The following is a 14,506-nucleotide window of genomic DNA, read 5'->3' on the forward strand; positions in this document are numbered from 1 at the left end:
CAAGGGCGACAAGGAGCAGGCGGCGGCCGTGTTGGCCTGGCCGACGGCAGGCGGCTTCACGCTGCAAAAGGAAGCGCGTCAGTTGGAGATATTGACCCAGATATTCAACGATCGCCTGTTCGACCGGCTGCGGTCGGCCGAGGGGGCTGCCTATTCGCCGAGCGTCCAGAATAACTGGCCTTTCTCCTATGATGCGGGCGGCTATATATTGGTTACCAGTCAGGTCCGGCCCGATCGCGTCGCCTATTTCTACGATGTCGTCAAGAGCACCGCCGCCGATCTGGTGAAAAATCCGGTCAGCGAGGATGAGTTGCAACGCGCTGTCGCGCCTATGCGGCAATTGCTGACGCGCGCCAGCACCGGCAATGCTTTCTGGATGAACCAGATGGAGGGCGCGACTCATGATCCGCGCTATGTCGAAGCGATGCAGCGGATGGGCCAGGACATGCTGACCGTGACCGCGCCGCAGTTGCAGGTATTGGCGGCTAAGTATCTGGTGCCGGGCAAAAGCTGGTCAGCGGTCGTCCTGCCCGAAGGCGTGGCGGCGAAATAAAGGGGCTGCCGCTGATTTTCCTTGCGGTTTTGCCCAGTCCGTCGATAGCCGCGCGCTGGTATATACGGCTTGGGACAGTATGACGTGAGCCTTCGGATCATTCTTTCGGTCGAAGCGCTCGAACCCCGGCTGTCGGGTATCGGGCGCTATAGCTGGGAATTGGCGCAGCGCCTTCCGCCTCTGGACGGGGTGGATAGCGTCCGATTCTATCGCAATGGCGAATGGATCGCTGATCCCGCTGCCCTGCTTTTGGATATTCAGGTCGGCCAGCGTCGCAACAAGGTGCAACGCTGGCTACGCAAGCATAGCAAATGGGCGCAGAATTTGCGCGACGCCACGGTCATGCGAACGCACCTTTTCCACGGCCCGAATTATTTTCTGCCACCGGGCGGGGAGGGGGGCGTGATCACCGTCCATGACCTGTCCATCTTCCGCTATCCCGAAACCCACCCGGCCGAGCGATTGCGACAGTTTGAGCGCTATTTTCGGCTTTCGGTCGAACGGGCGGGGCATATCATCACGGATTGCGAGACGACGCGGGCGGAAGTGGCGGACTTTCTCTCGATCGATCCGGCACTTGTGACGGCGGTGCCGCTGGCGGCCAGTCCCGACTTTCACCCACGCACGAACGATGCGATCGCGCCCACGCTGGCGCGCTATGACCTGCAGCCGCAGGGCTATGCCCTGTGCGTTTCCACGGTCGAGCCGCGCAAGCGGATCGCGGAATTGCTGTGCGCCTGGGAGAAATTGCCGCCTGCCGTGCGGAACCGCTGGCCGTTGATGGTGACCGGCGGGGCTGGCTGGCTGAGCGATGCGGTGCAGGCGCGGATGGAAAAGGGCGGGCGCGAAGGATGGGTGCGCTATCTGGGCTTCGTGCCCGACGCTGATCTGCCGTTGCTTTATGCGGGGGCGGCCCTGTTCGTTTATCCTTCAGTCTATGAAGGCTTTGGCCTGCCGCCGGTCGAGGCCATGGCGAGCGGGGTGCCGGTGGTTGTCGCCAATGCGTCCTGCCTGCCGGAAGTCACCGGCGGCGCGGCGATGCTGGTCGCGCCGGAGGATGTCGATGATTTCGCCCGGCGGCTGGAACAGGCCCTGGTCGATGACGGCTGGAGGGCGCAGGCGCGCGCGGACGGATTGCGTGTCGCGGCCCGCTATAGCTGGGATCGTTGTGCACGCGAAACGGTAGAGGTCTACCGCAAGGTGCGGTGATGGATCAGTTGATCGCGCGGAGCGCCGCGATGATCATCCGTGCCGACAGGGTGGCGGTGGCGGCGGCGCTCAGTTGCGGTCGCGACAGGCTGCGATGGCCCAATCCGAACATGCAGGCCAGTACCACTTCTTCCGCGCCCTCCAGCGCTTCACCCGAAAGGTCAGGATTGGCCGCGCAGGCGAAATCGCGGATATAAGTCCGAAACCGCATGCACATATTCGCAATCGTATCGCCGACGGCGGGGTTGCGGAAACTCTCGGCCAATATGTCGAAGGACAGCGCTTCGTTCTTTTCGTCGATCGTGTGCAGCAGCAATTGTTCGAACGTCTGTTCGATCGACAACAAACCGGCATGTAGCCGTTCGCGCAGGATGGCCATATCGTCGCACCATTCGTCGGCGTCGGCATGGACAAGGGCTTCGATAATGTCTTCCTTGCCCTTGAAGAGCCGATAGATCTGGCCGACCGACACTTGGGCAGCGGCCGCCAGTTCTGCCATGGAGGTCTGGTGGAACCCATGGCTGTCGAACAGGTCACGGGCCGCCGCCAGAATGCGGGCCTTGCCGGATTTCTCTATGTTCACCACGCTCTTGCCATGCTGCACCGCAACCAATTTCTGCTCCCCTGCGATTTTGTCTCTTGAATATCCTGTGGCACGAACCTAATTGCGGGGCAAGCGGAATGAACGTTCATTCCGAATGGATATCTACATCGGAACGGAATTTAGGCGATGCACAAGGGGACATTCATCGGGTTGCTGGCGTGTGCGTCGGCATTGGCGCTGAGCGCGTGCGGGGAAAGTCCGCCGCCAGCACCCCCGCCACCGGCCGTCGGCGTCGTCACGCTGAAAACCGAGTCGGTGCCGTTGGTGAATGAGTTGCCGGGCCGCATCGTGGCTTTGGAAATAGCGGAGGTACGTCCGCAGATCAGTGGCGTCATTCGCCGCCGCCTGTTTACCGAAGGCGCCATGGTGCGCGCGGGGCAGCTGCTGTATGAAATCGAGGACGCGCCCTACCGCGCGGCGCTGGCACAAGCGCAGGGCTCGCTGGCCCGCGCCAACGCCGCCATCCGATCGACAGCGCTGCAGGCGCAGCGCTATAAGGATCTTGTCGGCGTGAACGCCGTGAGCCGCCAGGAATATGACAATGCCGATGCGGCAGCGCAGCAGGCGCGTGCCGATGTTGCAGCGCAGCGTGGCGCGGTAGAGGCCGCCCAGGTCAACCAAGGCTTCACCCGCATCAAGGCGCCGATTTCGGGCCGGATCGGTCGGTCTCTGTTCACGCCCGGCGCGCTGGTTCAGACCGGCCAGGCCGATCCGCTGGCAACGATCCAGCGTACCGATTCGGTCTATGTCGACATGACGCAGTCCGCCGCCGAGATCATCGACCTTAAACAAGCCATGAAGCGGGGCGGCGTCAGCGAAGCGGACGGCGCGCGCATCCAGTTGCTGCTGCCCAATGGCAGCACCTATCCGATCGAGGGACGGCTGCAATTTTCCGAAGTGTCGGTTGATCCGACATCGGGCGCCGTGACGCTGCGCGCGACCTTCCCCAATCCCGACGGCATGTTGCTGCCGGGCATGTATGTCCGCGCCAAGCTGGTCGAAGGGCAGCAGAGCGAGGCGATATTGGCACCGCAGCAGGGCATCACCCGCGATGCGCGTGGTCGGGCCACGGCGATGGTGCTGGGGAAAGACAATAAGGCCGAGATGCGCCAGGTTCAGGTAGCCCGCGCGGTGGGCGACAAGTGGATCGTCACCAGCGGGTTGAAGCCCGGCGACAAGCTGATCGTGGAAGGGCTGCTCAACCTGCGCCCCGGCACGGTCGTCACGCCCGGCGCACCGCAGCAGGTGACGGCGGCGCCGGGTGCGCCGCAGGGATCGAAGCAGGGCGGGGCGAACTAAGCCATGGCACGCTATTTCATCGACAGGCCCATCTTCGCATGGGTCTTAGCCATCGTCATGATGCTGGCGGGCCTGCTTGCGCTTCGCACGCTACCCGTAGCGCAATTCCCCGAAATTGCCCCGCCTTCGGTCGGCATTTCCACCAGCTATCCCGGCGCGAACGCGCAGACGCTGGAAAGCACGACGACGCAGATCATCGAGCAACAGCTCAAGGGCATCGACAATCTACGCTATTTTTCCTCTACCAGTGACGGCGCGGGCAACCTGTCCATTGCCCTGACCTTCGAGCAAGGGACGGACGCGGACATTGCGCAGGTGCAGGTCCAGAACAAGCTGTCGCAGGCGACGCCGCTATTGCCGCAGGAAGTGCAGCAACAAGGGCTGCGCGTCACCAAATCGACGTCCAGCTTCCTGCTCGTCATGGCGGTCTATGCCGATGATGGCATTCATGATCAGCAGGATGCGGGCGATTTCGTCGCATCGACCCTGCAAGATCCCATCAGCCGTGTGGAAGGCGTCGGCGATACCCAGTTGCTGGGCGCGCAATATGCCATGCGGGTGTGGCTCGACCCCTATAAGATGGCCAATCTGGGCGTGACGACCGGCGATGTGAAAGCCGCGATCCAGGCCCAGAATGCCCAGGTTTCCGCTGGCCAGATCGGCGGCACGCCGTCGCCGAAGGGCCAAGCGCTCAACGCCACCATCACCGCCCAGTCACGCCTGCGGACGCCCGAACAATTCCGCGCGATCCGTCTGCGCAGCAATAGCGACGGCGCGGTCGTGCGTCTGTCGGATGTGGCGCGCGTGGAATTGGGGTCGGAAAATTACAGCTTCGGTGCGAAGTTCAATGGCCATCCGGCCGCCGGCTTCGGTATCAAGCTGGCCCCCGGTGCGAACGCGCTGGACACGGTGGAAGGCGTCAAGGAACAGATCAGGGCGCAGTCCAAGAACTTCCCGTCCTGGGTCAAATATGATTTCCCGGTCGATAACTCGACCTTCGTCGCCCTCTCGGTCGAGCAGGTCATCCATACGCTGATCGAGGCAGTGTTGCTCGTCTTCGTCGTGATGTTCCTCTTCCTCCAGAATTGGCGCGCCACGCTGATCCCGACCATCGCCGTGCCGGTGGTGCTGTTGGGGTCGCTCGCCATCCTGAGCGCGGCCGGTTTCACCATCAACACGCTGACCCTGTTCGGCATGGTGCTGGCGATCGGCCTGCTGGTCGATGACGCGATCGTGGTGGTCGAGAATGTCGAGCGCCTTATCCAGGACGAGGGGCTCAGCCCCAAGGAGGCGGCCAAGAAGTCGATGGACGAGATCAGCGGCGCGCTGATCGGCATCGGTCTGGTCCTGTCGGCGGTGTTCCTGCCGATGGCCTTCTTCGCTGGATCGACCGGCGTCATTTTCCGTCAATTTTCGATCACCATCGTCTCTTCAATGATCCTGTCGGTGCTGGTCGCGTTGATCCTGACGCCAGCCTTGTGCGCCACGATCCTGAAGCCTGCGAAGCATGGCCATGCCGACAAGAAGGGCTTTTTCGGTTGGTTCAACCGGACCTTCGACAAGGGCGTGAAGGGCTATGGCCGCAACGTCGAAAAGATCGAGCATCGTTGGGGCCGCAGCATGCTGGTCTATGCCGCGATCGTCGTCGGGATGGTCTTCATATTCCTGCGCTTGCCGAGCGGCTTCCTGCCGGAGGAGGATCAGGGATCGTTGATCAGCCAGGTCTCCTTGCCTGCCGGTTCTTCGCTGGAAGAGACCGAACGCACGCTGGCCAGAGTGCGCGACCATTTCCTCCAGTCGGAAAAGGATAATGTCGCGGCGGTCTTCACCATTTCGGGCTTCGGCTTCGTTGGCCAGGGCCAGAATGTCGGCATCGTCTTTGCCCGGATGAAGGACTGGTCGGAACGCAAGGGTTCGGACAATAGCGTCATGGCGGTTGCCCAGCGCGCGAACATGGCGTTCAGCAAAATTTCGTCGGGCATGGTCATCGCTTTCGTGCCGCCTGCTGTGCAGGAATTGGGCAATGCCTCCGGCTTCGACCTGCAATTGCTCGACAATGCCAATGTCGGTCATGAAAAGCTGTTGGAGGCGCGCAACCAGCTATTGGGTATGGCGATGGCCGACAAGCGGCTGGCGCAGGTGCGTCCGAACGGGTTGGAGGATACGCCGCAGCTCAAACTCAATGTCGATCAGGCCGCGGCGGGCGCGTTGGGCATTGCCCAGGCGGACGTCAACGACACGATCAGCACCAATATGGGCAGCAGCTACGTCAATGATTTCATCGATCGTGACCGGGTGAAGCGTGTGTTCGTGCAGGCCGATGCGCCGTTTCGGACATCGCCCGATGCCATCGGTGCGTTGCATGTGCGGGGCAGCAGTGGCGTCATGGCCCCCTTGTCTTCGTTCGTGACGACCGAATGGACCCAGGGTCCGGCGCGTCTGGAACGCTTCAACGGCGTGCCGTCGATGAACATCATGGGTGCGCCTGCACCTGGCGTCGCAAGCGGCACGGCGATGCAGGCGATGGAAGAACATATCGCCAAATTGCCGCCGGGCATCGGCTATAGCTGGAACGGCATTTCCTATGAAGAACGGACGTCGGGCGGGCAGGCAGGCTATGTCTATGCGCTGTCGCTGCTGATCGTCTTCCTGTGCCTCGCGGCGCTCTATGAAAGCTGGTCGGTGCCGATCGCGGTCATGCTGGTTGTGCCGTTGGGCGTGCTGGGTGCGGTCATCGCCGCGACGCTGGCGGGCCTCAACAACGACATCTATCTGCAGGTCGGTTTGATCACCACCATCGGCGTGTCGGCCAAGAATGCGATCCTGATCGTGGAGTTCGCCGAAGAGAAGATGCGCGAAGGGCTGTCGCCTGCGGCGGCGGCGCTGGAAGCGGGCAAGCTGCGCCTGCGGCCGATTCTGATGACCAGCTTCGCCTTCATCTTCGGCGTGCTGCCCTTGGCCTTGTCCAACGGCGCGGGTGCAGGCGGTCAAAATGCGATCGGTTGGGCCGTGGTCGGCGGCATGTTGTCGGCGACGGTGCTGGCGATCTTCTTCGTCCCCGTCTTCTTCACCGTCGTAAAGCGGCTGTTCCGCGAACATAAGACTCATGAAGCGGCCGACGACCGGGCAACGCCCGCCGCGCCGCAGGAGGCATGATCATGCATAATATAAAGGCGCTGGGCGCCATCACCCTGTCGCTGGCGCTCGCCGCGTGCGACATGGCCCCAAAATATGTGCGGCCGCAACTGGCGGTCCCGACTGCTTCGCCGCAGGGACCAGCCTACGGTGCCGACAACGGCGCGGCGATCATTCCGGCCGATACGGCGTGGCGCGATTTCTTCACCGATGCGCGGCTGGCGCGGGTGATCGAGACCGCGCTGGCCAACAACCGTGACCTGCGCATTGCCCTCGCCAATGTCGAACAGGCGCGGGCGCAATATCGGGTGCAGCGCGCAGACCTGTTGCCCGGCGTTTCGGCGGGCGGCACCGCAACCTATCAGGACTCGCCCTTTTCGCTGGCGGGATCGGGCCGCACGGATTTGTATCAAGCACAGGTCGGGATTTCCGCCTGGGAAGTCGATCTGTTCGGTCGGGTACGGAATCTGAGCAAAGCGGCGCAGGAGCAATATTTCGCCAGCGTCGAAACGCGCAATGCGGCGCAGACCGCGCTAATCGCGGAGACGGCGACTGCCTGGCTTACCATGGCGGCGGATCAGGAACGGTTGCGCATCGCCCGCGACCTGGAACAGGCATTCGGCAAGACGCTGGAACTCAACCGGGCGCGCTTCGCCAAGGGCATCGCATCCGAACTGGAAGTGCGTCAGGCGCAGACCAGCTATGATGCGGCGCGGTCGACCATTGCCGAAACGACGACCTTGGTCGCGCAGGACCAGAATGCGCTCAATCTGCTGGCCGGAACGACAGTGCCTGCGACCGACCTGCCCGAAGGGTTCCCGACGGCGAGCGCGACGATCGAAAATCTGCCGGCCAATATCGCGTCCGACGTGCTGCTGCGTCGCCCGGACATTGCGTCAGCAGAGCATCAATTGCTGAGCGCCAACGCCAATATTGGCGCGGCGCGGGCGGCCTTCTTTCCCAATATATCGCTGACGGCGGCATTTGGTTCGCTCAGCCTTGGCCTGTCCAATCTGTTCGGGTCGGGTAGCAGCTTCTGGTCGGTAGCGCCGACCGCCTCTTTGCCGATCTTCGACTTCGGGAAGAATAAGGGCAATCTCGCCTATGCCAAGGCGACCTATGACGCGATGCTGGCGACCTATGAGAAGAGCGTCCAGACGGGCTTCCGCGAAGTCGCGGATGCGCTGGCCCGGCGTGGCACGATGGGGGAGCAGCTTGAGGCGCAGACGTCGCAGCGTGATGCGGCGCGGGTCGCCTATACGCTGTCGGAGGCTCGGTTCCGGGCGGGGGTCGATGGCTTCCTGACGACGCTGGATTCGCAGCGGGCCTTGTCCAATGCCGAACAGAGCCTGCTCACTACGCGGCTGACGCGCGCCTCCAACATGGTGGAACTCTACCGCGCCATGGGCGGTGGTTTGAAGTAATAGCGGCCTGTCAGGTCGGGGATCATCGGGCGGGACAGAATAATCTGTCCAACCGGCGGGAATAGCGCCTATGATTAAGGTCATAGTTATTGCGGATATGTAGCAGCGCCCATGACCCCTGACCTCGACGCCATTGTCGGCGATATCATCGCGATGATGGCACAGGCGGATGAGCGTGGTGCCGTCGCATCCTACATCCCCGAACTGGCCAAGGTCGATCCCGCGCAATTCGGTATCGCGATCGCCACCGCCGACGGACGGATGATTTGCGGTGGAGATGCCGACACGGGCTTTTCCATCCAGTCGATTTCCAAGGTCTTCGCGCTGACCCTGGCGCTCGGCAAGGTCGGCGATCAGCTATGGCAACGGGTCGGGCGCGAGCCGTCGGGCAATGCCTTCAATTCGATCACCCAGTTGGAACATGAGCAGGGGATTCCACGCAATCCCTTCATCAATGCGGGGGCGATCGTAGTGACCGACATCAATCTCGGCGGGCATGAGCCGCGCGTGGCGATCGGCGAAATGCTGCGCTTTCTGCATTATGTGAGCGGCGACGACAGTATCGCGATCAACGAAGCCGTGGCTGCGTCCGAAACCGCGACGGGGTTCCGCAACGCGGCGCTCGCCAATTATATGCGCGCCTTCGATAATGTCCGCCATCCGGTCGATCTGGTGCTGGGCAGCTATTTTCATCAATGCGCGATCGAGATGACCTGTCGCCAACTTGCTCTGGCGGGGCGCTTCCTCATGCTGGATGGGCAGCATCCGGGCGGTGGCAGGGTGGTGCCACCCCGCCGGGCGCGGCGGATCAATGCGCTGATGCTGACCTGCGGCCATTATGACGCGTCGGGCGACTTCGCCTTTCGCGTCGGCATTCCCGGCAAGTCAGGCGTGGGCGGTGGCATCATGGCAATCGTGCCCGGCCGCGCCTCGATCGCCGTCTGGTCACCGGGCCTGAACGCCAGCGGCAACAGCCAGATCGGCACGGCGGCGCTGGAGGAATTGGCGCGCCGCACCGGCTGGTCGGTGTTCAGCCCGCCCGTCGCGTCCGATTAAGCAGCCTCTTCGTCCGGACGAAGGCGGCGCAGCTTAGGCGCGGTTTCCATTTGCGCCGCTTCCTTGATCCCCATCCGCAGATCTTCGCGGGTCTGGTGGATCGACGCGATCACTGGCCCCATCGCGACGCCCAGATCGACCAGCGCGGTTTCGGCCAGTTGCAGCGAGCTTTCCAGCGTTTCGGGAACGGCATCGCTTGCGCCTGCGCGATAGAGTTGCGCGGCGTGATCGGTATCGCGGGCGCGTGCGATGATCGGCAGGTCCGGCACCCAGCCGCGCACCCGCTGGGTCACACGCACCGACAGCACAGGATCGTCCATGGTCAGGATCAGCGCACGGGCATGACCCAGCCGCAGTTTGTCGAGCATCTCCACGCGCGACACGTCGCCGAACAATATGGGATAGCCTGCCCGTCGCGCTTCGGCGACAACGTCGGGGTCCGATTCCACGACGATGAAGCGCTGCTTATGGGTCTTGAGCAGATCGCACACCATGCGCCCGACCCGGCCGAAGCCGATGACCACGGCGGCTGCTTCGGCATGATCTTCGGTCGGATCGACGCGATCCTCGCCCAGCGCCATTTCCAGCCGCCGCGCGACATCATGGCCGATCCGCGCCAACAGCGGCGTGATCGTCAGGCCGATCGCGGTCACGATCTGCCAGAAGGCGGCGGTGGAGGGCAGGATCAGTTGCGCCGCCGCCGCGGTCGACAGCACGATCAACGTGGTTTCCGACGGGCTGGACATCAGCACCCCGACCTCCAACGCAGTGCCCTTGCGCGCGCCGGAGAAATAGAGGAGCGCCGAGGTCACCAGCGTCTTGGCGAACACGACGCCAACGACCGCCATCAACAGACTCTGCCAGTTGGCGAGGATGACGCGCAGGTCCAGGCTCATGCCGACGGTGATCAGGAAGACGCCGAGCGCCAGCCCTTTGAACGGCGCGGTCATCACCTCGACCTCGCCATGATAGTCCGTCTCGGCAATCAGCAGGCCCGCGAGCAAGGCGCCCACGATCGGCGAGAGGCCCGCGAGCGAGGTGGCGAGGCTGGAGACGATGACCACCAATAGGCTGGCTGCCAGGAACACTTCGGGGCTTTTGGTGCGCGCCGCCTGACTGAACACATGGGGCAGCAGGAAACGGCCCATCACCAGCATGAAGGCGATGGTGATGCCGCCGCGCAGCAGTGTGTCGCCCATCGCACCCCACGCCCCGTCCGGGCTGGCGGCAACGGACGGCGCCAGCGCACCGAGCATGAAGATGATCGGGACCAGCGCCAGATCCTCGAACAACAGCATCGAAAAAGCGGCGCGCCCGACAGCGCTCTGGGTGCCCACCATCGGCAGCACCACGGCGGTGGATGAGAGGGCGAGGGCCAAGCCGAGGCCTATCGCGCCAGCCGTGGGCTGGCCGAGCAGATAAAGACCAGTGGCGATCAGCACGGCGCTCAGGATCAGTTCCGCCGCGCCGACGCCGAATACCTGCGTTCGCATCGTCCATAATCGGCGGAAACTCAGTTCCAGCCCGATCGAGAAGAGCAATAATATGACGCCCAACTCGGCAAAAGGCTCGATCGCCTCCTGATTGGAGATCGTCACATGATAGAGCCAGGGATATTGCCCGACGAGCGCACCAAGGCCGTTCGGCCCCACCGCCAGCCCGACCAGGATGAAGCCGATCACCGGACTGATGCGAAAGCGCGAGAAGCCGGGAATGACCAGGCCCGCTGCGCCGAGAATGACGAGAGAGTCGCTGAAACTGTGAGGATTTATTGCGCCAACCATGCGCGCACCATTGCGCCAAGTCGGCGCAATATCCAGTCTTTTGGTTGAAAAATCGCGATGCAGCGCAGCATTTGCCCTGTCCGCAAATGTTGCGCCTAATAGCTTTCGTCACCGCATTGGATTCGTCCGGTGCCACGATTGTCCACGGTGCAGGCGGGTTTGCCGGCGACGGTCACATCGCCCGACCCCGTCGATACCACCTTCGCGGTCACCTCGGCGGTCAGGATGATACTGCCCGGCCCGTCATTGGCGACGCTCGCCTGCCGCGCGCGCAGCCCTTCGGCGGCGACCGCCCCTGGTCCGTTTACCCGGATATTGGCCACGCCCGTCCGACCGCCAAGCGTCGCCCGACCGCCGCCCGCCAGCGCCACGTCGATCCGGTCCAGCGCGACATCGGCCACGCCGACATCGCCATTGCCGCCCAGCACGATCTGGCCCTGCAATCCCTTCATCCGGTCGACCGTCACCGAACCGCCACCCGTCAAAACGATGCGATCGATCATGCCCGTGGACAGCCGCAAGGTCGCCGCGCCGCCGCTCTTCTCGCCCGATCGCGGACGCGTCATGGTGACGATCAACAGCCGCCCCGACACATCGACCTTCAACCGGTCGAGCGCGCCCTGGTCGCCCTCCGCGCGCGCGGACGCGCCGCTGCCGGTCTTGACGACCACGGTCACGGGCGCATCCACGCGGATCGCATCGAAACTGGTGATGGTAAAGCCGCGCGTCGCGGCCTGAGCGGGCAGGGCCAACGAGGATAGGCCAAGCAGCAGGGGCATCAGCAAAAGGGGGCGTGGCAAAATCATCTCCCAGATCATGGTCTATTGGTAAGGAACACAGTTCGTTAGCGGTTCCCACCCCCTTGTTCGTCTCACCAGTTAGGGCAAGATAGCGCCTGGTTCATAGAGGAGCATCCCGTCATGCGCGCGCTTTTTTCTGCTCTCCCGCTTCTTTCGCTGGCCTTGTCCGCGCCGGTGCTGGCGCAGGGGGATGACGGCGCGGCCTGGTGGGCGCATGTGCAGATATTGGCCGACGATGCGATGGAGGGGCGGGGGACCGGTACACCGGGCTATGATCGCGCCGCCGACTATGTGATCGGCCAGTTCAAGGCGCTTGGCCTCAAGCCCGCTGGCGTGGACGGGTATAAGCAGCCCGTCGATTTCGTGGAACAGCGAATCCAGTCCGACCGTAGCAGCGCGGCGCTGGTCGGGCCGGAGGGGGAGGCGCCGCTGGCGGTGCCGGGCGATCTCATCTTTTCCGGCGGCGGCGGGCCGGTTCCCGAAAGCATCGACGCGCCGATGGTGTTCGCGGGCTATGGCCTGCATCTGCCGGAAGTCGGCCATGACGATTTTGCCGGGCTGGACCTCAAGGGCAAGATGGTGGTCGTCCTGTCGGGCGGGCCGACGACGATTTCGGGCGCGCTCAAATCCCATGCGCGGTCGGAGCGGGCGCAATGGCTGGCGGCGCAGGGCGCGGTCGGCATGATCACGCTGGTCACGCCGAAGCAGGTCGAGATACCCTGGACGCGGCGGGTGGCGCTGGCTGGTGCGCCGGCGCTTTATTATCGCGATGCGGCGCTGCGTGAGACGCGGACGCCGTTCCTGGGCGCGCAGCTTGATCCCGCCAAGTCCGATCCCCTATTTGCCGGGTCGGGACAGGATTTCGCAACCATCGCTGCCGCCGCTGATGCCTCCGCGCCAGTGGCGTCCTTCCCGCTTGCCTTCCGGCTCAAGGCGCAGGTTGATGCAACCCGGCGCGACCTGTCCTCGCCCAATCTGGTCGCGGTCCTGCCGGGCAGCGATACGAAATTGCGCAACGATTATGTCGTCATGTCCGCGCATCTCGACGGCTATGGCATCGGTACGCCGATGAAGGGCGACGCCATCTATAATGGCGCGTTCGACAATGCGTCGGGCGTCGCCAGCCTGCTGGAAATCGCGAAGGCGCTCAAGGCCAGCAAGGTGAAGCCCAAACGGTCGATCCTGTTTGCCATCGTCACGGCCGAAGAGAAGGGCCTGCTTGGATCACGCTATTTCGCGCGGCGACCGACCGTGCCGCAGAAGAGCATCGTCGCGAACCTCAATTTCGACATGGCGCTGCCCATCTTCCCGCTGACCAGCGTGACGCCGGTCGGCTATGACCAAAGCTCGCTGGGTGGCGTAGCGCAGGCGGTGAGCGCGGCGATGAACCTGCCGATCACGCCCGATCCTTTCCCCGATCGCAACGTCTTCATCCGCTCCGACCAATATGCCTTCATCCGCGAAGGCATCCCCGCGCTCTTCTTCAAATATGGCTTCAAAGCGGGCACGCCCGAAGCCGAAACGGAAAAAGCCTGGCGTGCGAACCTCTATCATTCGCCGTTCGATGATGTGGACCAGCCGGTGATGCCTGCCGAAACGGCGAAACTGAACGCCTATGTGACGGCGGTAACCTTGCAGGTGGCGAACGCGGCGGAGCGACCGACGTGGAATGAGGACAGCTTCTTCAAGCGGTTTGAGAAATAGGGCGCTGGGGGGATGACCTCCCCCCAGCGATAGACTTTACTTCTGGAAACCGGCGATGATCTTGAGTTCGACTGCGTCGCCGACGACGGGCACGGCATAGCCGAGACCAAAATCGCTGCGCTTGATCGAGCCGGTGGCGACGAAACCGACATTTTCCTGCTTGTTCATGGGGTTAGTGCCCGCGCCGTAAAATTCGGCGTCCAGCGTTACGGGCTTGGTGATGCCCTTGATGGTCAGATTGCCGGTGATGGTAGCGCCGGTGCCTTCGGCCTTCACGCTGGTCGAGACGAATTTGGCGGTCGGAAATTTGGCGACATCGAAGAAGTCGGCCTTGAGCAGATGTTCGTCCAGCTTGGCAACGCCGGTCTTGAGATTGGCGATCGGCACGTCAATGCTGACGGTGGAGGCCGACGGGTTCGCCTTGTCGAGCATCAGCGTGCCAGTCGGTTCGGCGAACACACCGACATTATTGGTGAAGCCCATATGGTCATAGGCGAAGACGATTTGCGTATGGCCGCCATCGACCTTGTAGCTGCCGCCACTGACCTTTGCGACATCCTTGCTTCCCGGCACCTCGGCTGGGGCCTGCGCGATGACGACCGTGCCACCGGCAATGGCGATGAGAGCGGCGGCGGAAATCAGATATTTTTTCATGAGGTAGACTCCAGAAACGATCAAGGGACGCCACCACAATAGGTCGCGCCCCTAACAAGTTCCAGAGCCGTAACGGGAAACGGATCGTTCCCGATAAAACAAGTCTTACCGGCTAACCGGTCACCGATCCAAGAGGGTCAAGCGCCATCATCGTTCAGCGTATGGCGTCCTTGCCCGCTGTGCCGACCGACTCGATGTCGCGCCCGACGCCTTGCACCGTGTTGCAGGCCGAAAGGGCCAGCAGCAATCCGGTCATCATCAGGCAAAATGCGGGGCGCATCATC

At 63.1% G+C, this 14,506-nt stretch carries 12 protein-coding genes; 7 read left to right on the plus strand and 5 right to left on the minus strand.

Features of this window, described 5'->3' with window-relative positions; translation table 11 throughout:
• Window positions 1–553, plus strand: a 553-nt coding sequence (locus tag IL54_RS14020) for a M16 family metallopeptidase (RefSeq protein WP_162182247.1), incomplete at its 5' end; no start/stop codon positions are given.
• A gap of 84 nt (window positions 554–637) precedes the next feature.
• Window positions 638–1,762 carry a glycosyltransferase family 4 protein gene (locus IL54_RS14025; RefSeq protein ID WP_037476508.1) on the plus strand — a complete coding sequence of 375 codons (1,125 nt, stop codon included), beginning with the start codon at window positions 638–640 and terminating at the stop codon, window positions 1,760–1,762.
• 4 nt (window positions 1,763–1,766) lie between these two features.
• Here IL54_RS14025 and IL54_RS14030 read toward each other — a convergent pair whose 3' ends face one another.
• The gene (locus IL54_RS14030) at window positions 1,767–2,375 is read right to left on the minus strand and encodes a TetR/AcrR family transcriptional regulator (RefSeq protein ID WP_052027699.1); all 609 of its coding nucleotides are present in this window, start codon (window positions 2,373–2,375) and stop codon (window positions 1,767–1,769) included.
• A 117-nt stretch (window positions 2,376–2,492) separates the two neighbouring features.
• On the opposite strand from IL54_RS14030, the gene IL54_RS14035 reads away from it, so the two are divergent.
• The 4 genes from IL54_RS14035 (at window position 2,493) to IL54_RS14050 (ending at window position 9,280) form a co-directional block, all read left to right on the plus strand.
• Window positions 2,493–3,665: an efflux RND transporter periplasmic adaptor subunit gene (locus IL54_RS14035; protein ID WP_037476510.1), complete on the plus strand. Its 1,173-nt coding sequence runs from the start codon at window positions 2,493–2,495 to the stop codon at window positions 3,663–3,665.
• 3 nt (window positions 3,666–3,668) lie between these two features.
• Window positions 3,669–6,821: an efflux RND transporter permease subunit gene (locus tag IL54_RS14040; protein WP_037476512.1), complete on the plus strand. Its 3,153-nt coding sequence runs from the start codon at window positions 3,669–3,671 to the stop codon at window positions 6,819–6,821.
• A 2-nt stretch (window positions 6,822–6,823) separates the two neighbouring features.
• Complete coding sequence (locus tag IL54_RS14045; RefSeq protein WP_037476514.1) at window positions 6,824–8,224, plus strand: efflux transporter outer membrane subunit; 1,401 nt, start codon at window positions 6,824–6,826, stop codon at window positions 8,222–8,224.
• A 111-nt stretch (window positions 8,225–8,335) separates the two neighbouring features.
• Window positions 8,336–9,280 carry a glutaminase gene (locus IL54_RS14050; RefSeq protein WP_037476515.1) on the plus strand — a complete coding sequence of 315 codons (945 nt, stop codon included), beginning with the start codon at window positions 8,336–8,338 and terminating at the stop codon, window positions 9,278–9,280.
• On the opposite strand, the gene IL54_RS14055 is transcribed toward IL54_RS14050, so the two are convergent.
• Window positions 9,277–11,064 (minus strand): cation:proton antiporter domain-containing protein, encoded by a 1,788-nt coding sequence (locus tag IL54_RS14055; protein ID WP_037476516.1) that lies wholly within the window; start codon window positions 11,062–11,064, stop codon window positions 9,277–9,279. The two genes, IL54_RS14050 and IL54_RS14055, sit on opposite strands and share 4 nt — an antisense overlap.
• A gap of 95 nt (window positions 11,065–11,159) precedes the next feature.
• Complete coding sequence (locus IL54_RS14060; RefSeq protein ID WP_237748888.1) at window positions 11,160–11,870, minus strand: GIN domain-containing protein; 711 nt, start codon at window positions 11,868–11,870, stop codon at window positions 11,160–11,162.
• Window positions 11,871–11,984: 114 nt separating this feature from the next.
• On the opposite strand from IL54_RS14060, the gene IL54_RS14065 reads away from it, so the two are divergent.
• Entirely contained in the window at window positions 11,985–13,568 is a 1,584-nt protein-coding gene (locus IL54_RS14065; protein WP_037476518.1) for a M28 family metallopeptidase, read from the plus strand.
• Between the two features lie 36 nt (window positions 13,569–13,604).
• Here IL54_RS14065 and IL54_RS14070 read toward each other — a convergent pair whose 3' ends face one another.
• The gene (locus IL54_RS14070; RefSeq protein ID WP_037476519.1) at window positions 13,605–14,222 is read right to left on the minus strand and encodes a YceI family protein; all 618 of its coding nucleotides are present in this window, start codon (window positions 14,220–14,222) and stop codon (window positions 13,605–13,607) included.
• Between the two features lie 154 nt (window positions 14,223–14,376).
• On the minus strand, window positions 14,377–14,505 hold the full coding sequence (locus IL54_RS23070) for an entericidin A/B family lipoprotein (protein WP_443019471.1): 129 nt from the start codon (window positions 14,503–14,505) through the stop codon (window positions 14,377–14,379).
• Window position 14,506 lies beyond the last annotated feature (1 nt).

It is taken from the genome of Sphingobium sp. ba1 (assembly GCF_000743655.1).
GTDB lineage: Bacteria > Pseudomonadota > Alphaproteobacteria > Sphingomonadales > Sphingomonadaceae > Sphingobium.